Source organism: Endozoicomonas sp. ALD040 (assembly GCF_049275945.1).
Taxonomy (GTDB): domain Bacteria; phylum Pseudomonadota; class Gammaproteobacteria; order Pseudomonadales; family Endozoicomonadaceae; genus Endozoicomonas_A.
Window position 1 is genome coordinate 3,177,448 of sequence record NZ_CP184829.1, and the last position, 21,921, is coordinate 3,199,368.

Sequence of the window (21,921 nt, forward strand, 5' to 3'; positions counted from 1 at the left end):
TTTAGGAATGACATAAAACGACGACTTTGACAAAACAGACCCCGGCAACAATACTTCTGGTGTTGTATGACCGGGGTCTTTTTTATGTATCGTAGAAAACTCGGAAAATCCAAGGTTAACAATATTCATCGTTTCGTTAGCCTCAAGAACCCTTCAACGATCCTCACTGAATCAGCGCTCGAATTTGATAGTTGTTACCCTCTTGAATACAGCTCAAAGGTACTCTCCTATGAGTCCCAGCCTGAGGGTTATGAGTATGTTTTTGAAGGTCGCATTTGCAGATATACCCCTGATTTTCTGTCTCGAATGATAGGAGGTGAAAGACCATATATAGAGGTTAAACCAGAGAGAGTTGCCAGGCGGAAAGATTTTCTGGAGCGTTTTCATTGCATGAAGGCTGCTGCAGAACGTTCAGGCACTCAGCTCTTGTTGTGGACTGAAGAGTATATCCGGAGACAGCCTTACCTAAATAATCTGAAAATACTGCACAGGTATAGGACTGGTGGTGTTCTAGCATCAGAACAAAGAAAAATAATTGAAATAGTGAGATCAAACGAAGAACAGCAACTAAGTCTTCAGGATCATGCTGTTCTGTCTGATATGGAGCTACCTTATTTTCTTCCGCTGGCATATGACCTTCTTGCCAGAAACGAGTTGACCACTGACTTAGATACTTCTCCCTTGACCAAAGACTCTGTAGTGAGAATATGCCATGACCATCGTCCAGCGTTTCACTGAAGGAACTGTGTTTAAGTTTTTTCCAGAGGAGGAAACGCAAGTTGAAAAACTTTTTCGAGTGGAGAATCGCAATGAAAAGGAGCTTGCTCTAAGAGATCTTTTGCAAAGTGGTGAGGTTCTCAAAAAAAGCATAGAAGAGATTGAAACCAGTCTGGCTGCTGGAAGAGTTGAGTTTGTGATCAATAGTCCAGAAAGCTTGGAAGAGGATTCTTTATCTGAAGATTTAGCCAGCTTACCCAAAAAGCAAAGAGAAGAAGTACTACGAAGATTCAAATATGTCAGTAAATTGCGAAAATCTGTTGATTCTTGGACAGAGAAATCACTTTCTCCATTAATTCCTGAGATTGCCAGAGAGCTGAATGACTCAAAACCTCCTGGTTGGAGAACTCTCGCACGCTGGAATGCTGCGTACAGTTCCAATGGTCAAACAGTGAAAGCATTATTTACGGATTATATTAAGCAGGGAAATCATACCAGCAGACTACCAGAGGAAGTTGAGGATTTCATAAAGCAGGCAATAGAAACATACAAGACCAAAGAACGTATATCGATTCAGGAAGCGTGGGATAACCTTGATGGTTATATAACAAAGGCGAACAAGCAAAGATCTGAAGATGAAAAACTCAAAACACCTTGCTATGACATATTCCGAAAACGTATAAAAGCTGAGCCGCCCTATGAATTGATGATGGCAAGAGAAGGAAAGAGAAAGGCTGATATTGAGTTTTCTTCTACAGGTAAGTCCTTGAACCTAGAAAGGGTTTTACAACGAGTAGAAGTCGATCATACGAAGCTTGATGTCTTTGTTGTTGATGATGAGAACTTCCTACCTCTTGGACGTCCCTGGCTGACTACTTCCATAGATGCTTTGTCTCGCTCTATTACTGGCTTCTATATAGGCTTTCATCCACCGAGCTTTTTGTCTCTTATAAAGCTGCTCAAGTCGATAATTATTCCCAAAAATTATATTAGTGAAAAATATCCGGAGATACAGAATCCATGGATTTGCTCTGGTGTGCCAGAGCTGTTTGTTTTTGATAATGGAAAAGAGTTTTGGTCAAAAGACCTTGAGGTTGTTCTGGCAGAGTTAAACATCCAGACCCAATATAATCCTGTGCAAAAGCCGTGGCTGAAAGGGAAGGTTGAGAGGTTATATGGAACCATCAATAAACAATTGTTGATTGATCTACCGGGTAAAACCTTCTGCAATATCCTTGAGCGAGGTGACTATGACCCAGCCAAAAACGCCGTAATAACTTTTACTACCTTCACAGAAATTCTATATACCTGGGTAGTGGATATTTATCAGCAGCAACCAGTAGCGAAAGGAACCATTATTCCTGACCTTGCCTGGAAGGAAGCCATCCTTGATTTCCCTCCTCGGCATGTAGATCCAAAAAGACTGGATGTTATCTTAGGTCGAACCAAGTACAGCAAGTTGCGTCGTGGTGGTGTTCAGTATTCAAATCTTCGATATGACTCAGATGAACTGGCTATGTTGAGAGGCAGAATCGGTAGCGGTACGGTCATGTACAAAGTTGACCCTGATGACCTTGGGTATATTCATGTGTTTAATGAATCGGAGCGGCGTTACTTGAAAGTACCTGCTGTCGATTTTGAATATGCTGATGGTCTCTCTGAATGGCAGCATAAGGTACATAAAAAGTACGCTCGGAAATATATTTGTGCGAAATACAGGCATGATGACGTTGTAGCGGCAAGAGACGCTATCAAAGAGTTGGTTCGAAAGGAGATTGAGCGTTGGGAAAGTCATGGAAGAACCGGAAAAAATAGTACGTCTGTCAGAGCTGCTAGGTATGCCAAAGTCGCAGACAACTCAACAGGCTCTTTGACAAGTGTAACCAAGGAGCCTGGAAATAATGCAGTGAGCTCCAATTCCAGTGATTCATCAGATCAAAAAGATGATTGGTATGTTCCTATTGACCGTTCAGCTTGGAGTTCTTCTGGAGGTGAAGAGTAATGGCGTTAGTACTGTCAGACTGGCAAAAAAAGAGAAGTGCTTACGTCAGAGACCTGCGAATCTGGATGGAGATTCATAACCTTGTTTTTAGTGACATGGAAGAATGTAAGGAGCTGGCAAAGTACGGGGGAGAACCACCATGCATGTTATGTTACGGAGACACTGGAGCAGGTAAGTCAGCACAAATCGAAAAATTTAGAAATGACCATAAGCGCTATGAGAAGGCGGATCGATCAATAATGCCTGTCGTATATTGTGTCTTGCCTACGAAACTGTCAGAGAGAGGCCTGTTGATCAAGATTCTAAAAGCCATTGGTCAGGAGATTGAAGATTACAAGGAACTGGATGAGGAGGATCTGCTGCAATTAATAGTTAAATATGTGGATCAGCTTGGTATTGAGCTTTTCATTATTGATGAAGCCCAGGGGTTTCTGGAACACGAAAGTAGAAAATTGGTATATGACGCTACAGAGTGCTTAAAAAGGCTAATCATTGAAACCAAAAGACCTTTTATCCTGTTTGGGATGCCTTGGTGCCTGCATGCCATTGAACAGAACTCCCAGTTAGCAAGTCGTTTTCTTCGTAGAAGATATCTGTCTCCATTTATCATCTCAGACAAACCAAAAAAGGCAATTTATCTCAACTTTCTGGATGAATTGGACGAGGAGCTTGGGTTTGAAGAAAAAGCGAATTTGAAGAGTCGAGAAATATCTCTTCGACTTTTTGTGGTGAGTCGTGGCAATTTGCGGGTTTTAAGGAATGTTATCGATCAAGCTGCATTCCTTGCAATCAAAGAAAGTACTCGACAAATTACTTACGACCATTTTCTGAAAGCATGTGAGGTATTCTTTCCAGAGGATAAAAATCCATTCCGTATGAAAGACCTTGATCAGATAGAATTTGTTGAGCTAGAGAAACCATCGTACTGGGATCAAAATGCAAAGAGAGGAGTAAATCCAGTTGTTGAGGAAACATTTACAGAAGTGAGAACTCTATCCGAGATATTATAGAGTCCACGTGTAGGTCAGGTTTTATCTGGCCTACACAAAAATAAAAAATTTTTCACCACCCACGCTGCCGCCAACTCCCCGCTTCTTTCGTAACCTCAACCTTGTCTCCAAAGCGAGACTCGAAACGCAACCTACGGTGGGTTGTGTAGAACGCTTGAGGGTTATCTCATGGCTAATAAGTCCAAGACCAGTGCTCCTATGACACCCAGTGCAGCGGCACGCATCCAGAGCAGTGAAGCTAAAGCAGATGGTGGAAAGGTTTCCAGTGGCAGTTTTGCTTCTCGTGCACAGTCTGCTGCAGCTAAGAATACAGGAAGTTCCAAAAAGTAAGTAAATGAATATGGCAGGTGTATGAATGCACCTGCCTTCAAGGATGTTGATAATGCGAAAGTTCAGCAGTTGTAAAGAGATCGGCGCACTGGTCTCAAAGAAAGTCGACCAAGGCTGGTTATTTCAGAACGGTAAAAGGCATGGAAAGCTTATTTCCCCATTTGGCCCATTTCTTAGGGTACCATGCTCACCGAGTGACAAGAGAGCATTTCAGAATTTCAGACGTGACATGAAGGCCATTGAAAGGGAGTATCTATCGGCCTACAAAATTGCTTTTACGTCAGAAAATGCATGTAACTCATTGATTTTTAAAGACTTAATGCTAAACTCCAAGAATTAACACTTTGTATGAAAAAACGGACAGAATGCACCCTACACTGAACTGGATGACAAAGTTTGAGGTTTGTGAATTAGTAAATGAAATACTCTTCGATACAAATATTGTCATTAGGGAAAACCATAAAAAAGCGAAGATAGCATGAATAGTGACAAGACTATATAGCGTTGCAATATTGCTACCGTAGTAGCCTGAAAATTGTGGGAACACAGAAATATAAAACAACGAAACTTTAGGGTTTAAAGTATTAGTCAAGAGTCCTTCTGTTAAAGATAAGATGTATTTTCTCCTATAAAGGCACCGTCCTTTTTCGATGTTGTATCCATCACTCTTTAATTCTCTATATTTAATAGATGACATAAAAGCTTTAATCGCCAAATATGCAAGATATATAGCTCCTATAGTTTTTATTGCATTGAAGATCCCAGTAGAAGTCAATATAATTGCTGATAATCCGAATATAGATAAAGTACCGTGTATAAAAAATGCTGCTACTATTCCAAGCACATTATGATAACCATGCAATTTTCCATATTTTGAAACTGTTTTTATTATAAGTGCTCCATTAGGCCCTGGAGTAATTACCATTACTGATACCGCAAGAAAGAAAAATAAAAGCACTGGTGCACCCCCTATAGTTGTCTGGCGAAATAGATTATTTCAAATAGACGATCCCTGATTTGATTAGAGAATCAGCTATATTTAGTGCATCATCAGAATCAATATCACTAACCTTGAATACCTTCTTTTCGAGTAATAGTCGTTTAATAAATATATGCGCTTGATCTATAGTAATTTCACCTCCTATATAAAAAATCTTATTTTCATTCTCTGAAAAGAATAGGTTTTGGTCTTCGCAAACAGTTAATATCGAATTATGATCAACAACCCTATTCATATCAGAGAATTCAAATGTCGAGTTTATTGATATTGTTCTTTGATGATCGTGAATATCTTTTATTAAACTAAGAGCTGCGTCAAGTAGAATTCTTTCTTCTGTTTTTTCAATACTGTTACATATGAACTCATTAAGAGAGTCAACTAAACGTGTTATTGATCCAGTGTCTTTCCCACTTAAGGTTTTTTTAATGTCGCTTAAAGTAACCGCTTTCCTTAAAAAGGAATGATTATTAACAGCCTGCTCCAGCATTGCATGCAATAAGTGTATCTTTCTGTACGGTGTTAGCGATATTGTGAGGTGAATAGAAGTATTATCACCTTCATTAAGGGCTTTATGAACACAACCTCTTGGCAAATAAAGAATACTCCCAGGAGTTAAAACCTCTGAGTGAAGTTCTATAATATCTTCGACATGTTGGTCATCGTAATCATTGTCCATTGGGTATAAGGTTGATTCTTTTTCAAAGAACCACTTCTTACAGCCTTTTATCTGAAGCACTATTACATCTTGAGTATCATAATGAGCTTTCAAACCTTGAGTGTTTGGAGGTGTAATATACATATTGCAATTTGATTTGCAAAAAAAACTATTTTCAAAATCCCTACAAAGTTTATAAAGGTCAATATTGTTGAGCGCCATAGCCTTCCAAACAAGCATTTGCAACCATTTGGTTCGCAAACCACTCACCATCATTAGCAAGCTCTCTGTAAGCTCGAGAAAATTTATCTTTTGCAAAGATCGGGCTATTAATATCAAAAGAGTGTTTTAAAATCTTTTCGTACAATGGATACTTATTAGCACCTATACTTTTCAACTCCCTAATAACATTTTCAGCAAGCTTCATAGTCTTATCCTTATCGCCTAAAATGTGTCTGACAGAATGAACTGCTCCACTCTGCCAAACAGCTTGCTTTATCAAAAATACAGCTTATTTTTTTGATTTAAACGCATGATTACGAATAGTGAATGCACTTGGGCTTTTTGTTTCAAATGCATGATTACGAATAGTAAATGCACTTGGATTTTTTGTTTCAAATGCATGATTACGAATAGTGAATGCACTGGGGGCATCGACATTAACATCTGCTTTAATTTACATTTTATCATTCCTTTCAAGCTCATGGGTTGGCTACCTTATACTTCACAGGAAGCATGAGAAAATTTAATTGGATCGTCTGCGTAAGTCAATAATTTTTCAAAATAGGAAATGCCTTATATGAGTGCGAAAGTATGCTTTCAAATGGTGCAAAGGCTTTAGCTTTTTGATTTTTCTTAAAAAATATTGTCTCTATGTTTACCCTGTATTTGTAGTTTAATTATTTCAGGTAAGTTCAGCTAATTTTTAGTAGATTTATGCCTTCACATGCAAGAGTGTTACTGTGTCAGTTCAAATTTTAAAGCGTAAGTCAGATGATTGCAGCACAATCCATAGAAGCGCAGGAAAATGCCACTCCGTGTGGAGAATTAGCCGCTATATTGATGCTCAGAATTCCTGAGTAATGGTGCTTATGTTTCTGATCCGCCCAGACCCTGAATACGACGAATCTCTGGAGAGCTATATTATCCGGCTCGCCGAAGAAAACCATTTCAGGGTAAAGAAGCTTTTCCCCCATTTAGGGAAGCTCCTGCAAAAGCAACATGGCAAGTTGGCAGGGGCAATGCCCACAGACCTTGGCTCTTTCAATCTCTATCACGCCAACACTTCCTCAAGTAAACGCTACTGGGCGTTGAGCCTGCTATCTGATTTGTGCTGCAAAGAACACCTGCCTTTTCTGGAGCTGTCGGTACTCAAAACAGATCGGCTGTTTGCGGGGCATCACTCTTCACTGTACTGGAAAGGGCTTGATATTCCCAAGGTGTTTTTTCGATCAGAGAACATTCCTGTATGCCCTCAATGTTTAAAAGAGAAATCTTATATCCCAACTTTTTGGCATATCTCTCTGGTGCGAGCTTGTCCCAGGCATGGTACCGCGCTTGTTTTTAAATGTCCTCAGTGCGGGGTGGGTGTCGATTATATACGAGACGCAGCAGTCCACTCTTGCCGGTGTGGCTTTGATTTAATCTCGGCAAAAACTGAAATTGGGAATCCTCAGTTGGTGAAGTTGGCGGAACGGGTCTACGGGTACAAGACAAAAAGCAAAGGAGACAATCTTCTGTACAGTGCTTCAACGACGGAAGCCGTTTTTGGAGCAGTGCTGTGGTTTATGCTGTGGGCTGATGATTCTGGCGGACCATCTGTGGATGAAGACGACGTTCTGCTTCGGTGCATTGATTTCTTTGATGACTGGCCGCGCAAGCTATACGTCCGGCTGGATCAGCTGGCTCAGGGCGGACTTGAGTATTCTGTGCGGTCGATGCAAGAAACTGCATTTCGCTCTATTTTTGGTTCGTTGCTGAGAGTAAGCCGTTATTTGCCAGATAGTCGGCTGGCGACCAACGACATTCTCAAGTTCGTATTTTCCTTTTTTGACCGGGCTATTTTTCAGGAGGGGCATCCCTATGCTGAAATCGGACAAACCCTGCTGGATGGTTTTGAGGCCTGTGTGATTTTAGGGATTAATACTCGGCATCTGGCACGGCTGATTGAAGAGGGGATGCTGCATCCGTATAGGCTGCAAAAAGACAAGCAACTCATAAGCCCTGAACAGCCGTTATTCAGATTGAATGACGTTTTTGTCCTATGGTGCGTGAGCTTTCAGTCAGGAGAATCCAACCGCAGCCTCTATCTTTCAAGGTGGTGATAATGGTGAAACTGAGTGATCTGCTGGAGGGTAAGGACAGTCAGGAGCGTAACATCAGAATGAAGCATGCCTTTTTCTCTGATGTTCCTGTGGTGATTGATGGAAGTATTGCTCAGGCTCTGATCATTCTGGCAAATTTGACACGATCAATGGGTGACAAGACGGATTTGTTTGATGAAATGGCAGCAAAGGAGCTCTTCAAAAGTGAGCACTGGCATAAAGGCATACTTGCAACCGCGCCATGGGTGGTTACCCATTACTTTAAGGATCCAAACAGTCGTGCCTCTGGTTGCGCCCGATGGTTCCCTGAACACTATGGCGAGGACGGCCAGAAGCATTTGGGATATTCCCATAACAGCAACAAAGTATCGAAGAGCCATTTCCTGGCGACGGAGTTTTTCTGGCATAACCGAGTGACCTCGCTTTTTGAACAGTTCTCGAACGAGAGGGGCAGCCCGTTTATTCAAAAGCTTATCACCCTTGGGTTTCCGGAGAAGCGAGTTCAACCACTACAGGATGCTTGTCGAGGGGGAATGTATAACACTCTACCTGATTTTGTGAGTCCAAACAGTGTGGTGGTCTCTTTTCCCGATGGAGATGGAAATTATATCGCTGTTACCCCGTTGGTTGAGGTTGGTTTTCAGAGATGGATACACAACCTGGTGAGGCATACGAACATTCGTTGTCGTCCGTTATTCTATGCGTGGCCCTTTCAAGTCAGCAGTTTTTTGGCGACTTGCGGAGGGAAACTGTATTGCCTCTATTACCCGCCAAGTCTGGATAAACGTGATCTCAGCCTCGAATCCATACTGGATAAGTGGCGATCTAAAAAACATGTGTTCAATGATCGGGCTATTTTTCGTAAGGGAAATTTGAGCTTTCTTCTGCAGTTGATCTCGAACAGGCAGATTGTTGAAACGGAAAGGCAGAGACAGGAACGACTGAGTAATGAAAGGAACAAGTTAGCACAGGTCATTGAAGAACTTTTTTCATTCCTTTTTATCTTGAGGACTCACTATTTGGCAGGTCAGAGCCAGATTTCCAGAGTTCTAAGTGAAGCTTTGGAAATGAGGCTGATTCAGGGGGGCCTGAATGAGGAAGATCGAGCCGCTGAATATGTGTTGACTTATATCAATACCCTTTTTGAGCATTCCTGGTATTCAGCACAGCTGTCCTACAATCCTGATCTGTTGCCTCTACTGGAACAAGCAGTAAATATCACGCTAAATAAATTTACAGTACCGATTAAAGTCCCGGCAATTTCTGGCCGGTTCCTGCACTTCAAACGACTTTTAGTCTACAACGCCAACGCTAGAAGCAATCCTTATGTTATTGGTCTGCCCTCATTAACAGCCTGGACTGGGTTGGTGCATGCCTTTTTATGCAACCTCGGGTATGAACCTGGCAGAACGGATTTTCGGTTTGCTGTGGTGCTGCGAAAATACGGTCTGAACAAAGGGCATCCCGCTTCGGCTCAAGAGATGAAAAACAGTAGCTTGGTTAATAGTCCAGTGATTGACCACAGAAGTTGTGATGTTGAGTTCGATCTGATCGTACAGCTTCCGGAGACCAGAGAAGAGATAGACCTGAGTGAAGACAACCTGTTTGGCTGTCTACCCTCAAGGTTTGCTGGAGGGACTTTAACGCACCCAATGGAGGGAATTTATGGGCAATGTGAGCTTTACAGGAAATGTGATCGTTATGGGACTGTGGAAGAAGTCTCAGCATCATTGGTGCGGATGCCTAGTTATGGGAGAGTGATTGTCGCTTTACGTAATTCTCCCGAGAGAAGCGAACTGCTGAAATGTCTGTCCCAGGGCAAGAGTTTTCCCATTGGTGGCGGGTTCCGATTCCTGGGTAAACCGGAAACAAGAGTGGGTGCTGGAGGTTGCTCTCATGCTTTTGCGACACCTGTCGTATCCGTTGTTGCATTGCGTCCGGTGCAGCAAATAAATCCACTTGAACGTGCTTTTTGGTCTATTACTTTCAGCAGCTCTGGTATTGAGGTTTCAGTAAAGGAGAATCCAGGTGATGAAGCTGTGTAGTCAGCATGCTCAACAACGATCGATCTACCTTGGGAAAGGATTGTTTTTTTGGGTTGATAATGAGGCCAGGGAGCATCCGCTGTTGCCCGATACAACCACTATTGCTGCAACCAAAGAAGGTTACGCAGAAGCCTATGCTGCTAAAGGGGGCGTAAAAGAAAGTTGCCAGCCCTCATCGTTATCCCATGCGAATATCCAAACCATTCAGGAGGTTTATATGCCACCTGAGTCCGAGGCATTGGTGGTTCGTTTTTCAATAAGGATTAAGGCGCATTCTGGGCAGTTGTATCAATGTGATCGCCCGGAAATGAAGGAAGCCGTGGCGAGGCTAAGTGATGCCTACAAAGAAGTGGGCGGTTATCGAGTGTTGGCCCGAAGGTATCTGGAGAACCTGTTGTTGGGTAACTGGCTATGGGAAAACCAATACACTCTCGGTACAGAAATTCGCCTTCATGATTGCAGGGATAAAGATCAAATGATCATTGATCATGTGGAAACAAGGCGGTGGAACAGAGAGCTGGATGACCTTGAGGAATCCATCGAAAAATGGGTTGATCGATTTGAAAAGGCTCTGACATCCTTGAGAGATTCCTGCTCGCTATTGGTTGAGGCAAGGTTGATGTTACCGCTCTGTTCTGAGGTATTTCCAAGCCAGGCATTTGCCGATGGTGAATCAAGAAGTAAGTTGCTGGCCACTTGTGAAATCAATAGTGAGGAGCAAGTGGTATTCAGCCGCCATAAGCTTGGGGCAGCGTTGCACGAGATTGATGACTGGTTTCCTGGGGCAACATCTCGGAAAAAAGTGAGTGCATATTGTGCGGATAGGAAAGAGCTGACAGCTCACCGACACCCAAGTACAGGAAAGGATTATTTCTCCCTGTTAAAGAATATAGAGCGATATATTGAGTTTCTGGTAGCGAAACCTGATTTGAATGATCCAGCAATGGATGATATCCACTTCCTTATGGCCTGCCATGTGTGCGGTGGTATGAGACCGGAGAAAAAAGAATGAAACGCTTTACCTTCGGTATCCAGTTTCAGCCGGGATCGAATAATGAACTGTTGGTTGGCAGGTGCTTGAAAATCCTCCATGGGTTCCAGTGTAGGCATAGCATCAACAGTGTGGGGGTCACATTTCCGAAATTCTGCGATAAAACCATCGGTGACATCATTGCTTGTGTTTCAGTAGACCGGCTCTGCTTACAGCAACTAATGTCACAGCCGTACTTTCTGGAGATGCAAAGACTTCAGAAGTTTTTCTTTCATGAGATCACCATAGTTCCTGATAACGTTAAAGAAGTTCGATACGGAAAAGAATTAAAAAGCGATAAATATTGTGAAGGAGGCAGGCAGCGGCGCATAAGGCGTGGGCAGCGAATAGCTGAAAAAAAAGGCTATAAATATCTACCGAGGCAGAACCCATCAAGTCGTGTTCGCAATATTCAGTTGTTTCATAACATTCCAATGACCAGCTCTGAGGATCCCACGCAAGTGTTTTACTTTAGGCTCCAGAAGCACGCGGCTAAAAATATATGCTGTGATGGGTATACCAGTTATGGGTTAGCAAACCAGGAGTGTGTATGCGGAACGGTGCCGGATCTGACTTTTACCAAAAAATAATCAGGGCTTTTAGCTGGTTGTTTTTTTAGAAATTTTTTGATCGAGCTAAAAAAGGGTGTTTTGTGGATTGTTGGCCTATCCTCTTGAGCTGTGAGGGTTATATACATTTTCCCTCCCGGTGACCTGCCGAGCAGGCAGTTGGAAATTACACACAAATAGGACGTGTCGAGAATGGTTCGTGACCTGCCGAGCAGGCAGTTGGAAATGCCGACGGTAACTGTTAAGCACCCTCGCCCCCGTGACCTGCCGAGCAGGCAGTTGGAAATCGGAGATCGGACAGCGACACTGATTTTGTAATGTGACCTGCCGAGCAGGCAGTTGGAAATAGAAACAGGTGTAGCGTAAAGTTATCAATTTTGTGACCTGCCGAGCAGGCAGTTGGAAATTGCACGGCAGTGAACATGCTCTGGCTGTCGCTACAAGCATCTCATGACATAAAACAGATAAAAATGACATAGATACAAACAACTTTGACATACCAGACCCCAGCAACAATACTTCCAGTGTTGTTTAGCCGGGGTCTTTTTTATGTACAGGAGAACACTTGATTTGAGAAAGTATAAAAGTGACGCCGGATTAAACTGCTTCTGTCTACTCATCTTTTTCAGAACTAACATACCCATTAGAAATGTGGGTGTCGCAAAACACTCTCTTAATATCAAATTCAGCTTTTATCAGTCTGCCGGGCAGGTTTGGGCAGCCGATTTTCCTTGATTAACTTACGTTCATTGCTTTTCACGCGACGAGACAATTTGTTGATATCTTCTTCTGGTGGCAACTCTTCTGGTGTAATGCCACGTTCCTGCAACATTGTGCGAACGCTTCGGTTGTTCTGAACATGTTCTTGCGTAATGGGGCGCTCTCCCTGCAAGTCATGCTCAGTGACATTGTGGTTGGTAATTTCGGTGGCCAGATTCTTCGCTGCAATGGTCACCGTAGGCAGGAAATCAGCCAGTGGCCGCTTCTCAGGCATACCCAGCTTTTGTTTCATGTTTCTGGTGTTGTTGCCTCCAAACAGGGCGGCATCACCTTTTGACCGAATACGACCAAAACCCCGTTCATCAACGCCCCGCTCATAGATATTTCTCGAAAGCTCGGTTTCAGATTCCCTGAGCTTTTGCCGGGCATCCAGTCGATCCTGAAGCCGTAAACGTTCTTCCAGAACCTCCTGTTTTCGGGTCTGAAGAGCAAAATAGGTTTGGGCAAAGGCAATGGATTCTTTACGGGGGTCGCCATTCTGGGCAACCAGATAGCAGGCATAGCGGGTCAGCATAACATCAGCAACAGGGCGCTGTGCACTGGAGCCCAACTGAACCATTTTCGTGACGTCACGAAAATGGTCGTCTTGAGGATTTCCTGAGTTTTCACAGGCAGCTCTGGCCTTATCTACAACCTTGGTGAAGTTTTCCCAGCGGTCATACCCCAGCTCAGACATCAGCTCCCGTGCATACCAGAACTCTATGGTTGCATCGGCTAATGTGTGGGTAATTTCCTCGAATCGGTTGGTTAGCTGGGAAATCAACGCTTTGTTCATAGTGGTAACCTTCGATTAAGTTATAAAAAATGCTTTGGGTATTATTGCTCAGCAGAGTCTACAGTGCTTTCAATCTTGACGTTTCGCAAGTCGATTTTCCCAGTGACGGCAGCGGTAAGTACAACATGACACCCATATGGCTTATGCTAAGAAAAGTTCTGAAGGAAGCTATACCACCCAACAGGATGTGGTACGGGCCAGTCTGGAAATTGAGCGTAGAATTCAGGAAGAAGCAAATGGCTGGGATATCAGCTCCACTGCTTCTGTCAGCTCTACTACGGCATTAGCCAAATACTTAGACATCGCACAAGATGCGAACTCCAGCCTGAATGAAGGTCTTGAGGCAATAGCGTCTCCCTCTAAAAAAACCGATAAGGAGGTTTCAACGGCTTCAGTTGTGGACTTTGAGTTAGAAGATGATGAGATAGATACAACTGGATGGCAGAGTAATGTGTCATGAATGCACTTTATGATCGATATGACAACATAACGGATGAACAAGATAAAAAGATTCTCCAAGTAAGAAATTGCTATATCAGTTCTCCTAACCTGGATCGTATTCTAGCCGACATTCACCGATGCCGTAGAATATCGGAAAGAGGTGGGTATCCAGAGTGTATGCTTGTACTTGGCGAGCCCAGTGCTGGAAAAACGACTTTAAGGAAGGAGTACCTAAGGCTAAACCCCACAAGAGAAGAGCTAGAGAGATCCGTCGTTAGTGTTTTTTCAAGTGACTTCCCAGATAGAACTGTACCAAAGCAGGCCGCTATCTGCTTTTTGGAGGATCTTGGCCATGAGCTTTCATCTAAAGGGCTTTCAGCACCACAGCTGACAAAAATCCTGGCCAACTTAATGAGGCAATGTGGTGTTGAGATCAGTCTTCTGGATGAATTTCAGCATCTAATTGAAACGAAGTCATTCACTGTTCTTGAAGATGCTGCAAAGTGGCTCAAGATTCTAATCAATACATCAGGTCTTCCTGTTGTTCTCTTTGGTATGCCATACAGTAAAATTATTCTTGATTGTGATGATGCCCTTGCTGGACGGTTTATGATCCAGAGAAGAATTGAGCCATTTCGAATTATTGATAAAGAGCAGCGGAAAGACTTCAGAACTTTTTTAAAAGTATTTAACGACAGCTTGCCATTCTCTAAAAAACCTGGGCTTCACGAGGTGGAGCTTTACCCAAGACTTTTTACCTTCTCTAAAGGCAATATGAGGAGATTGAGGGTTTTAATAAATTATGCCGCTGAAGAAGCCATCCTGAATAATGATGATGAGCTGAATATGGAACATTTCATAGCAGGATATCACTATTACATGGATCACATTACAAAAAAAGACCAGGTTGATGCAGATGAAAAGCTAGAGGCACAACCAAACCCGTTTGATGTTAGTATTGATGAATTGGAGTTCAAACAGATGCAGTCTGCCTCTTGCTGGAAAATGGATGCCCGCAAGGGGGAGTCCCGTATTATACCCGCAAAATATACAAGACTGATTCCTTTACGCTCTTTACTAAAACGCAGATAATATGCGGTTCATTAACACCATGTAGGCATCTTTGAAGTACTTCAGATCCCCCTAGGGTCTGAAATACTAAATTCCAAACCGCTGGTTTAAAGTGTGAGCAGGTGAAGAAAAATTATGACTGTAAAATTTCGCTCATTCTTTCCTGAAAATAGCTTGGGTATTTTTCTATCACAGCAATGGCCCTGTCTCGCTCCTGTTTAAGTTGTTTCACAATTCCTTTTTTATCTGCCCCTGTAAGATTGAGAGATGCCATGAGATCCTGAGAAATCACACGATCTGAAAAGCCGAGCTCATACACAGTGATCGTTGTCTCAGAAGGCAGTCCATATTTAAGCTGTTTTTGAAAACGTTGCAGAAGCTGAACCAGCTTTTCTGTATCGTTTTGGTCAAGCAATTCAACAATTTCGCAGATTGCACCAATAAGGAGAGCACCATCGTAAGCAATCTTACCCTCACAGACTTCTACGACATGATCAACCTTAAACTCCCGTCGTTGGTTACCCCATATCATTTTGGTTTTCTTTGTTTTAATTAGCTTCAGTAAATTACTGAATGATTCTCCACAAATCCATCCATAAGTAATTTCTTTGAGTACTTCCGGTGGGTCAAATCTACTGAAAACACCTCCCCCTACATATTCAGTAATCATAGGCCATACAAGATCAAGCACTTCTATATCCTCTACAAGAGAAAATAAGTTGGTTTCATTTGCACGAACCCAACCTTCAATAGCTTGTGCGTCTTGAACGCCATATAGTGTTCTTCCATAGATTTGACGATGGTTAGAATCCGGTATTTTAGTGTAAATGTTTTTCGCCAAAAGCAGGAATAATTCTCGGATACGCTCTTTTTTGTAGTAGGCATTGGCTAGAAAGAAAGCAAGCGTGCCCTCTGCTAATCCAATGACATCTTCTTCCAAAAGGCTGCCTTCGTTTTCATGCCAATGTGATAGTAAAAAGCTTTCAATGGCGTTGATAAGCTCAATCCTCCATCTAATCTGCCTTTGGAGCTCTTCTCTTGGAAACCCAGTATCAGCAAGTCTTTCAATCAATCTTGCAACATCATCTGGGCCTCCGATGTGAGCTACCGCAACATCTAAATCATCCAAAATTATTCTTATCTTGCCGTTGCTACTCTTAATGAGGTCAAAAAAAGAAAGAAGGTTACTAATGCAAGGCTCCGAGTTTTGTGGCTCAAGCAGTTCTTTTACTTGCTCCCAGCGCCATCTGTCTCTACGAACCTTTTTCTTGTCATAAACCACAGGATCTGAAAATAATATACTGCCTTCGGTATGTAATCCTGCTCGGCCTGCACGACCTATAAGGTTATGGAAGTCACGAACTTTAATACGCTCTGTCCCCTGGTAGACGCTGGTAACAATAAGGTACCGAATGGGCAAATTTACACCTTGAGCCAAGGTGGAGGTGCATATGACAAAGCGTACGAGGTTCTTACGCATAGCGTGCTCTACCGCAAGCCGGATACCATGCGGCGTATTACCATGGTGAGTGAAAATACCGTGAACAGCACTCTGGGATACCGCTGCATCAGCCCCCAGATTTTGAACATACAAGTTCGATAAATGGTCAACCTCCTGCATGTCTGAGAATTCTGTTGGGAACGTTAATGGAGCTCCTCGCTTAATAACGTTTATAGCTTTCTCACAGATCTTGGTAGCTGTTGACTTTCTTCCACAGAAAATAGCGATACTTCCGTTAGGAACGAGTTTAAGGCCGAGATAAAGAGCAATAGACTGTTCATCATTTTCGTTTGGAAAAAACCGATCAGTTCTTTCTCTATCGATTCTTCCAAGGTTTAATTTTTCAATAACTCTGGGAACAAAAAACTCTCTCTCCTCAGCATTTTGGCTATTAACGTACTCAATCCTTCCCAGCTGATCCATCCAACTTACAAATCCAACAGATCTGAAGGTTGGACTAAGAGCAGTTCCTTGCACTACTTCAGGGCTACCATTTAACCATTCTCCAATCGCTTCCGCGTTACTAATGACTGCTGAAATCAGCACTTTTTGAGTGATCTCAGGAAGCATGAAGCGTAGTGATGTCAGAAGTAACTCATAGCTTATGCCGCGGGAGCCATCATCAAACTGGTGACCTTCATCAAAGACAACCAGTCCAACCTGAGATGCAAGCTCCGGATCATGTCGTAAGACATAAAGCAATTTTTCAGGAGTAACAACAAGAATCTGTTGGTGTCCCAGAAACTCAGTTGCTTCAAAATCAGCCTGGGGAGTATCAGACAGTTCATCCACTCTGACTGTCTCATTAAGGAATGCTTCAGCAAGACTGTTCTTTATCTCATGGCATAGCGCTCTGAACGGCGCAATAATGATGGCCAGTGACACACGTTCAGCCAGAAAGGCACTCCTTAAAACCAGCTCAGTTGCTTTCGTTTTGCCTGCACTGGTAGGCATTTGGACGATAGCTGATTCACCTTTAAGAACACCTGCCCGACCCAATAAGTGTTGAGCTGGCCAGAACTCTTTGATAAAGGTCTCTTTTTGTAAGGCAGAAAGCCATTTGACACGGTTCAGTCCAGAATAGAGCGGCAGCGCTTTCCATGAAGAGTTGTCGAGTTTTTTTCTTAATACAGCACCTATTACATCTCCGAATAACAGTTGCCTGGGTGTACCAAAGTCATAGACAGAATTCCTAAGTTGTCTAGCCAGATCAACCAGGAGCTCTTCGCCATCTCCCTCCGCAATATAGCGAGAAAGTTGTCGTGAAATTTCATCGATCAATTTACCGTAAGGCCCGGTTGACCCTTCAAAATAGGTGTTGATGTTCGCCTGCAACATCCAGAGTAATAAAGCCTCAAGTCCTTCTCCATCCAAGTCAGGACAGTTGCCTTTGATACATTTGGCCAGGACTGAAGCACTACCGGGTAAATCACAGAGGTAGTATGAGGAAGATCCTAGTAGTAGAAGATAAGGGTCAAGCGATTCATTCAGTTTTGTTTGAAGGTAAGAGTCAAAGAAACGTGCAGAAAAGAGCAGATTACTTTTCAGCTCAGTGAGCAAGTCTTGATCTGGTTCCTCAAGGTTGATTGCCGCAGCGAGATCTCCCAGCAATGCAATGGATATTCTGAATAGCTTGGCTGGATCTTGAGTGATTTTGATATGGTGCTCTCTGGGCACACTGTATTCGAGCATCTTGGCTTTTGAGCGGGTGACCCCCAGTAGATGCAGGGATCTTTGTTCAGGCCTCATTAGCAGCCCTCCTGTATAGCTCGTGAACCAGAGTCATCATATTAGGACCTTTGATCACCAGTAGTACCAAATTATCGATGTTTGGATGGGGTAGAAACTCTTTGGATTTTGCTGACTTGGGGATTTGAGTGCAGTTGGATAATGCAAGTTCATCAACATCAAAAAATTCATCGGAAATAAGTGCAGCAGCGCCAAACTTCTCCTCATAGGGGATATCTACTGGGGTCTGAAACCTTGCAATCTTCCGGGCCTGTTCAAAATCGCGCCTCTCATGGAGTTTTCGCTTAATGAAGTTCAGCGACTCATCAATACGAATATGATCCTTGGCTGAATCATTGATAGCATCCTGCAGACGATTAATCTTTGACTTTGAGAACTTTGTTTTGGATTCAAAAACAAACAGGCTATCCTTGCCCGATGCTTCACCGCTCTCCTGATCGAACCTGAACCCTATCACATCGCTTCCTTTGGGGGACTCATCTCTGACAACTTTGGATGACCACCGTATTCTGGGAACCCAGAAGCCTGAAAACCATTGAAGGTAATCACAAACCAGAATTTCTCCAAAGTCGCCAGCACGTATGCCCGGACCCAGTTTGCTGCTTTGACAGGGGAAAATAGTGTTGTTCAGGTAGTCTGCACACGAAAGCCTGCCACGGAGAAACTCGATATCACTATCCAGGCAGTAGTGATTCCGGAAATGCCTGGCCCATGCTGTGAGCACTTCCTCGTCCTCCGCATGACGAAACTCCCAGAGCTCAATTTCTTTACCATCAGCAGTCCTTAACCGTTCACCAGTATCAACGAGCCACTTTTCAACATGCTCTGTAGTCCAAGGCATTTACTTCTCACCTATGGCAATTAATCACTTAGATCCTGAATGGCAAACTCATCATTGATTTCAAACAGTGCTGGCGTTGAGCTTTTCACGCCAATGCCGTATTCCATCAGAAGCGTTACCAGTTGTTCACCATTCATCAATGCGATTGGGGTCTTGTCGGGTTGTGCAGCCTCGTTGATCGCTCCTGAACTAAAGTTGCTGGTAGTAATTATTAGCCCTTGCTCATGTACGCCGAGACTACCACGAACCTGCTGTACAACGGGAGCCTGGATATTATTTTTGGGTTTCCATTTTTTAGCCTGTACAGCCATTTTGATGCGGACTACATCGCCAACCACCAGGATTCCACGAACATCAATGCCGCCATCACCGCTCAGCTTGGTAACTTCGACACTTTCAAAACCCATTTCTGCTAGCAAAAGTGAAATGAGTTCTTCAAACTCTCCGGGCTTCATAGCCAGCAGCCGCTTATGTAAGGCCTTGCGAATCTGAAGATTATGCTGCTCAATCTGGAAGGTTAATCCTCGTTTCATCCATTGACTTAAGCCAACATAACCCTTGCCATGTTGAACAAAACGTGGATGATCCCCACGTTTTTTTTGCCTTTTGATCTCGCTAATCACCTGAGCATACATAGTGGCTTCTGGTGTTTTTCCAGCCGTGACCAGCCAGCCTTGTTGCAAAGCCTTCTGGGTGATCTCCTTATAATGCATAGGCTTTTTGTTACCAAAATTCTCAAGCACTTTCTGAGCACATTGAGTGAATGAAAAGCCATGATTTTCAGAGGCTGATTCCACCGGTTTTTTTACAGCCTTATGAACCAAGCCATCCGGGATCGGCATTTCACTACTATTCCGAAGCGCAAATACCTGAGGGCCAACTTTTACAAAAGCAGAGTCATCCCCTTTAGCCTTGATATCAGAATAAATACGGGCGCTAACGCTAGCATTTGGTGTTTTACCTGCCGACTGCCATAGGCCATCAGAGATGATCTGTTGAGCGATATCTTTGGCATGCAGCGCTTTCCCCGCCTGCTTTAAAACCTGAATGGCAGCGGATTTAACATCCATGATTAGCTCCTGGTGAGGTTCGTCCTGAATCTTGCTGATAGGTCACACCAAACGTAGTGTCGCCCTGCCATTTCTTGAATGAAGGGTTATCGCTGAACTGCTTGAATAACTCGGTATTATCCGCCAGCAGATCAATCATTACCCGTTGCAGGGCTGCATCGTGCTCTATTCTGGCAGTCTTCTTGTCGTTATTTTTCATGGCATTCTGGTAGGCTGCGTCTGCTGCTACCTTGGCCGGGATTTCTTCGACAATAATCTTGCTGACTTTGTCGCCATCCCTCCAGTCGAAACTCCCGAACTGGTCATTGAATGTCTTGATAATATTGCTGAGTTGATCCAGTTCCGGCTCTGGCATGCGGCCACCCCCACTGGTTGGCACTGAGCCTATTTCGGCATCCTGATCTTGTAGACTGATGCTCTGACTGCTTTTCACTTCAACGCGGTAACTGTTCATATCAATGGCTTCCAGTATGCCCCGGGAGCAACTCGTTGCCCTCGTCGTCCTGAACCGGCTTCGGGCTTATATTGATGCGGTTGTCGAGAAATTTTTCTACCAGGTGGCCGAGAATATCCGCTTCAATCAGTGTTGGGATCTGATTGCGGAACTTGAACTTATCGAGAATCTCCTTCACGTTGTTGGAGAATCCATCCAGATATTCTTCAAAATCGGCTTTAAACTGTTGTGTTTTTGCGCGGTTTTTCAGATCACGGAGTGTGAAAGGAGAGATATTATAAAACGCTTCACCAGAGGCCTGGCAGAGTGCAGCGTCCTGATTGGCGATACCAGCGTTAACCAGCTGCTCCTGCATTGCCAGTACACGTTCTTTGCTGGGCTCCAGTACAGCATCCAGACGACGAATGACTGTCATCGGCAGAATAACGTCGCGATACTTGCCACGCACATAGATATCCCGAAGTACATCGTCGGCAATACCCCAGATAAAACGCACAATACTGTTATGGATTTCGTGGTTCATAGCCGGGTGTTACTCCTGGGTTATCTTTTGGGGGCTTCTTTTGGGTGACTTTTTGGGAGGGGAAGGTTCAGCAGCTCCGCCCGTTTTAACCCAGGCATCAAGCTCATCTTTTTTGAACTTCCAACGTCGGCCCAAGCGGTGGGCTGGCATACCCTGCTTATCGATCCAGCGGTATACAGTATCGCTGCTCACACCAAGATACTTACCGATTAGCTGCACTGTCCAGATTGACCACCTCTACCGTTCAAAAGTCACCCACTCTGCTGTTATCCGGTGACCACCCCGCTGCTCAAGGTCCAACATATTTCTTATAATCGTCCATTCTGTCCAGTAGTTTTTTAATATATGGGTGTTGCTCCAGCCTGATTGGTTTCTCATTGAACAAAACATGCTCAAGCTGTTGTACCTCTGTCAGAAAAACCGACCATAAAAATGCTCTCTCATCCAAGACGGTTTTCTGAACCAGCTCTATTTCTTTAGCTTGACTTAACCACTCTTCAAACTATGACAGGCTGTTGTAAAAAAGTTCATACGCATAACCGAAAAAACAATTCATTATGCAGTCCTGGTTCTGATTGCGATCTGTGAACACAAAATAGAAAGGTTCGCAAGAGTCGATGCTATGCAAGCGCCGAAGTCGCTTTGAAATGACGTCATAGAGATCATGTGCTATCGCCGACATGGGACTCAAAACACAAAGCCGAAGAAATAGCTTAATGGCTGTAATCTGTCGTCCATGTATCCGATAACAGTCGTCTTCTGACCCTGCCACTCCTTCCTCAATAGCCAGTACCAGAAAGCAGGTAAGTGAATTCAAATCATAAGTACCTGGCCAGTTGGTTTCGCATATTCTGGTGAGTGGATTTTTTCATCCTTCAAGGCGCAACGACGGGCGCGTAGCCATAGCTACGCAACCAGAGTTGGAACGCAGAAGGGTGGAAAAAGCCGCCGTCCAGAATATGCGAAACCAACTGGTTAGGTACTTAAGGCACTTCTACTTGAAAGTGTTCGTTATTTGTTCTTTTGATGAACAT

At 43.5% G+C, this 21,921-nt stretch carries 20 protein-coding genes and 1 CRISPR repeat array; of the genes, 10 read left to right on the plus strand and 10 right to left on the minus strand.

What is annotated here, in order from left to right; all coding sequences use genetic code 11:
* Window positions 1-84: 84 nt before the first annotated feature.
* The 4 genes from ACOJUN_RS11485 to ACOJUN_RS11500 all read left to right on the plus strand — a co-directional run bounded on the left by ACOJUN_RS11485 (window position 85) and on the right by ACOJUN_RS11500 (window position 4,059).
* Window positions 85-738 (plus strand): TnsA endonuclease N-terminal domain-containing protein, encoded by a 654-nt coding sequence (locus tag ACOJUN_RS11485; RefSeq protein WP_422136742.1) that lies wholly within the window; start codon window positions 85-87, stop codon window positions 736-738.
* Window positions 713-2,719 carry a transposase gene (locus ACOJUN_RS11490; RefSeq protein WP_422136743.1) on the plus strand — a complete coding sequence of 669 codons (2,007 nt, stop codon included), beginning with the start codon at window positions 713-715 and terminating at the stop codon, window positions 2,717-2,719. Before ACOJUN_RS11485 ends, ACOJUN_RS11490 begins: the two co-directional genes overlap by 26 nt.
* Window positions 2,719-3,729, plus strand: a complete 1,011-nt coding sequence (locus ACOJUN_RS11495) for a TniB family NTP-binding protein (protein ID WP_422136744.1) — start codon at window positions 2,719-2,721, stop codon at window positions 3,727-3,729. The genes ACOJUN_RS11490 and ACOJUN_RS11495 overlap by 1 nt, the downstream gene beginning before the upstream one ends.
* A 168-nt stretch (window positions 3,730-3,897) precedes the next feature.
* Entirely contained in the window at window positions 3,898-4,059 is a 162-nt protein-coding gene (locus ACOJUN_RS11500; RefSeq protein WP_422136745.1) for a hypothetical protein, read from the plus strand.
* 322 nt (window positions 4,060-4,381) lie between these two features.
* On the opposite strand, the gene ACOJUN_RS11505 is transcribed toward ACOJUN_RS11500, so the two are convergent.
* From ACOJUN_RS11505 to ACOJUN_RS11515, 3 genes are read right to left on the minus strand one after another with little or no spacing between them, the layout of a single operon-like run.
* Window positions 4,382-5,017, minus strand: a complete 636-nt coding sequence (locus ACOJUN_RS11505) for a LysE family translocator (RefSeq protein WP_317143599.1) — start codon at window positions 5,015-5,017, stop codon at window positions 4,382-4,384.
* A 34-nt stretch (window positions 5,018-5,051) separates the two neighbouring features.
* Window positions 5,052-5,990 (minus strand): JmjC domain-containing protein, encoded by a 939-nt coding sequence (locus ACOJUN_RS11510; protein ID WP_422136746.1) that lies wholly within the window; start codon window positions 5,988-5,990, stop codon window positions 5,052-5,054.
* On the minus strand, window positions 5,917-6,141 hold the full coding sequence (locus tag ACOJUN_RS11515; RefSeq protein ID WP_422136747.1) for a hypothetical protein: 225 nt from the start codon (window positions 6,139-6,141) through the stop codon (window positions 5,917-5,919). Before ACOJUN_RS11515 ends, ACOJUN_RS11510 begins: the two co-directional genes overlap by 74 nt.
* A 655-nt stretch (window positions 6,142-6,796) precedes the next feature.
* On the opposite strand from ACOJUN_RS11515, the gene ACOJUN_RS11520 reads away from it, so the two are divergent.
* From ACOJUN_RS11520 to cas6f, 4 genes are read left to right on the plus strand one after another with little or no spacing between them, the layout of a single operon-like run.
* Window positions 6,797-8,038: a TniQ family protein gene (locus ACOJUN_RS11520; RefSeq protein WP_422136748.1), complete on the plus strand. Its 1,242-nt coding sequence runs from the start codon at window positions 6,797-6,799 to the stop codon at window positions 8,036-8,038.
* A gap of 2 nt (window positions 8,039-8,040) precedes the next feature.
* A complete protein-coding gene (locus tag ACOJUN_RS11525) occupies window positions 8,041-10,083 on the plus strand; it encodes a type I-F CRISPR-associated protein Csy2 (RefSeq protein ID WP_422136749.1) in 2,043 nt (680 codons plus the stop codon).
* Window positions 10,070-11,095: a type I-F CRISPR-associated protein Cas7f/Csy3 gene (locus ACOJUN_RS11530; RefSeq protein WP_422137066.1), complete on the plus strand. Its 1,026-nt coding sequence runs from the start codon at window positions 10,070-10,072 to the stop codon at window positions 11,093-11,095. Before ACOJUN_RS11525 ends, ACOJUN_RS11530 begins: the two co-directional genes overlap by 14 nt.
* Window positions 11,092-11,703, plus strand: coding sequence for a type I-F CRISPR-associated endoribonuclease Cas6/Csy4 (gene cas6f, locus ACOJUN_RS11535; RefSeq protein WP_422136750.1), 612 nt, complete (start codon window positions 11,092-11,094; stop codon window positions 11,701-11,703). Before ACOJUN_RS11530 ends, cas6f begins: the two co-directional genes overlap by 4 nt.
* A 118-nt stretch (window positions 11,704-11,821) precedes the next feature.
* Window positions 11,822-12,089: a CRISPR direct-repeat array (repeat unit 28 nt; unit sequence GTGACCTGCCGAGCAGGCAGTTGGAAAT).
* 278 nt (window positions 12,090-12,367) lie between these two features.
* Here the strand turns inward: cas6f and dinD are convergent.
* Window positions 12,368-13,237 carry a DNA damage-inducible protein D gene (dinD, locus tag ACOJUN_RS11540; RefSeq protein ID WP_422136751.1) on the minus strand — a complete coding sequence of 290 codons (870 nt, stop codon included), beginning with the start codon at window positions 13,235-13,237 and terminating at the stop codon, window positions 12,368-12,370.
* Between the two features lie 136 nt (window positions 13,238-13,373).
* Here dinD and ACOJUN_RS11545 point away from each other — a divergent pair, with 136 nt between their 5' ends.
* Complete coding sequence (locus ACOJUN_RS11545) at window positions 13,374-13,697, plus strand: hypothetical protein (RefSeq protein WP_422136752.1); 324 nt, start codon at window positions 13,374-13,376, stop codon at window positions 13,695-13,697.
* Window positions 13,694-14,770, plus strand: a complete 1,077-nt coding sequence (locus ACOJUN_RS11550; RefSeq protein ID WP_422136753.1) for a TniB family NTP-binding protein — start codon at window positions 13,694-13,696, stop codon at window positions 14,768-14,770. Before ACOJUN_RS11545 ends, ACOJUN_RS11550 begins: the two co-directional genes overlap by 4 nt.
* Before the next feature lie 112 nt (window positions 14,771-14,882).
* Here the strand turns inward: ACOJUN_RS11550 and ACOJUN_RS11555 are convergent, their stop codons facing one another.
* From ACOJUN_RS11555 to ACOJUN_RS11580, 6 genes are read right to left on the minus strand one after another with little or no spacing between them, the layout of a single operon-like run.
* Complete coding sequence (locus ACOJUN_RS11555) at window positions 14,883-17,999, minus strand: DEAD/DEAH box helicase (protein ID WP_422136754.1); 3,117 nt, start codon at window positions 17,997-17,999, stop codon at window positions 14,883-14,885.
* The gene (locus tag ACOJUN_RS11560) at window positions 17,989-18,840 is read right to left on the minus strand and encodes a Hachiman antiphage defense system protein HamA (RefSeq protein WP_422136755.1); all 852 of its coding nucleotides are present in this window, start codon (window positions 18,838-18,840) and stop codon (window positions 17,989-17,991) included. The genes ACOJUN_RS11555 and ACOJUN_RS11560 overlap by 11 nt, the downstream gene beginning before the upstream one ends.
* A 20-nt stretch (window positions 18,841-18,860) precedes the next feature.
* On the minus strand, window positions 18,861-19,910 hold the full coding sequence (locus tag ACOJUN_RS11565) for an HTH domain-containing protein (protein ID WP_422136756.1): 1,050 nt from the start codon (window positions 19,908-19,910) through the stop codon (window positions 18,861-18,863).
* A complete protein-coding gene (locus tag ACOJUN_RS11570) occupies window positions 19,900-20,364 on the minus strand; it encodes a hypothetical protein (protein WP_422136757.1) in 465 nt (154 codons plus the stop codon). The genes ACOJUN_RS11565 and ACOJUN_RS11570 overlap by 11 nt, the downstream gene beginning before the upstream one ends.
* A gap of 1 nt (window position 20,365) precedes the next feature.
* Window positions 20,366-20,887 (minus strand): type I restriction-modification system subunit M N-terminal domain-containing protein, encoded by a 522-nt coding sequence (locus tag ACOJUN_RS11575; protein WP_422136758.1) that lies wholly within the window; start codon window positions 20,885-20,887, stop codon window positions 20,366-20,368.
* A 9-nt stretch (window positions 20,888-20,896) separates the two neighbouring features.
* Window positions 20,897-21,115 (minus strand): helix-turn-helix domain-containing protein, encoded by a 219-nt coding sequence (locus ACOJUN_RS11580; RefSeq protein WP_422137067.1) that lies wholly within the window; start codon window positions 21,113-21,115, stop codon window positions 20,897-20,899.
* Window positions 21,116-21,921 lie beyond the last annotated feature (806 nt).

Coding starts and splice junctions, on each gene's coding strand:
- ACOJUN_RS11485 (WP_422136742.1), top strand. CDS start 85: ATGTATCGTAGAAAACTCGGAAAATCCAAGGTTAACAATATTCATCGT.
- ACOJUN_RS11490 (WP_422136743.1), top strand. CDS start 713: ATGACCATCGTCCAGCGTTTCACTGAAGGAACTGTGTTTAAGTTTTTT.
- ACOJUN_RS11495 (WP_422136744.1), top strand. CDS start 2,719: ATGGCGTTAGTACTGTCAGACTGGCAAAAAAAGAGAAGTGCTTACGTC.
- ACOJUN_RS11500 (WP_422136745.1), top strand. CDS start 3,898: ATGGCTAATAAGTCCAAGACCAGTGCTCCTATGACACCCAGTGCAGCG.
- ACOJUN_RS11510 (WP_422136746.1), bottom strand. CDS start 5,990: ATGATGGTGAGTGGTTTGCGAACCAAATGGTTGCAAATGCTTGTTTGG.
- ACOJUN_RS11515 (WP_422136747.1), bottom strand. CDS start 6,141: ATGAAGCTTGCTGAAAATGTTATTAGGGAGTTGAAAAGTATAGGTGCT.
- ACOJUN_RS11520 (WP_422136748.1), top strand. CDS start 6,797: ATGGTGCTTATGTTTCTGATCCGCCCAGACCCTGAATACGACGAATCT.
- ACOJUN_RS11525 (WP_422136749.1), top strand. CDS start 8,041: ATGGTGAAACTGAGTGATCTGCTGGAGGGTAAGGACAGTCAGGAGCGT.
- ACOJUN_RS11530 (WP_422137066.1), top strand. CDS start 10,070: ATGAAGCTGTGTAGTCAGCATGCTCAACAACGATCGATCTACCTTGGG.
- cas6f (WP_422136750.1), top strand. CDS start 11,092: ATGAAACGCTTTACCTTCGGTATCCAGTTTCAGCCGGGATCGAATAAT.
- dinD (WP_422136751.1), bottom strand. CDS start 13,237: ATGAACAAAGCGTTGATTTCCCAGCTAACCAACCGATTCGAGGAAATT.
- ACOJUN_RS11545 (WP_422136752.1), top strand. CDS start 13,374: ATGGCTTATGCTAAGAAAAGTTCTGAAGGAAGCTATACCACCCAACAG.
- ACOJUN_RS11550 (WP_422136753.1), top strand. CDS start 13,694: ATGAATGCACTTTATGATCGATATGACAACATAACGGATGAACAAGAT.
- ACOJUN_RS11555 (WP_422136754.1), bottom strand. CDS start 17,999: ATGAGGCCTGAACAAAGATCCCTGCATCTACTGGGGGTCACCCGCTCA.
- ACOJUN_RS11560 (WP_422136755.1), bottom strand. CDS start 18,840: ATGCCTTGGACTACAGAGCATGTTGAAAAGTGGCTCGTTGATACTGGT.
- ACOJUN_RS11565 (WP_422136756.1), bottom strand. CDS start 19,910: ATGGATGTTAAATCCGCTGCCATTCAGGTTTTAAAGCAGGCGGGGAAA.
- ACOJUN_RS11570 (WP_422136757.1), bottom strand. CDS start 20,364: ATGAACAGTTACCGCGTTGAAGTGAAAAGCAGTCAGAGCATCAGTCTA.
- ACOJUN_RS11575 (WP_422136758.1), bottom strand. CDS start 20,887: ATGAACCACGAAATCCATAACAGTATTGTGCGTTTTATCTGGGGTATT.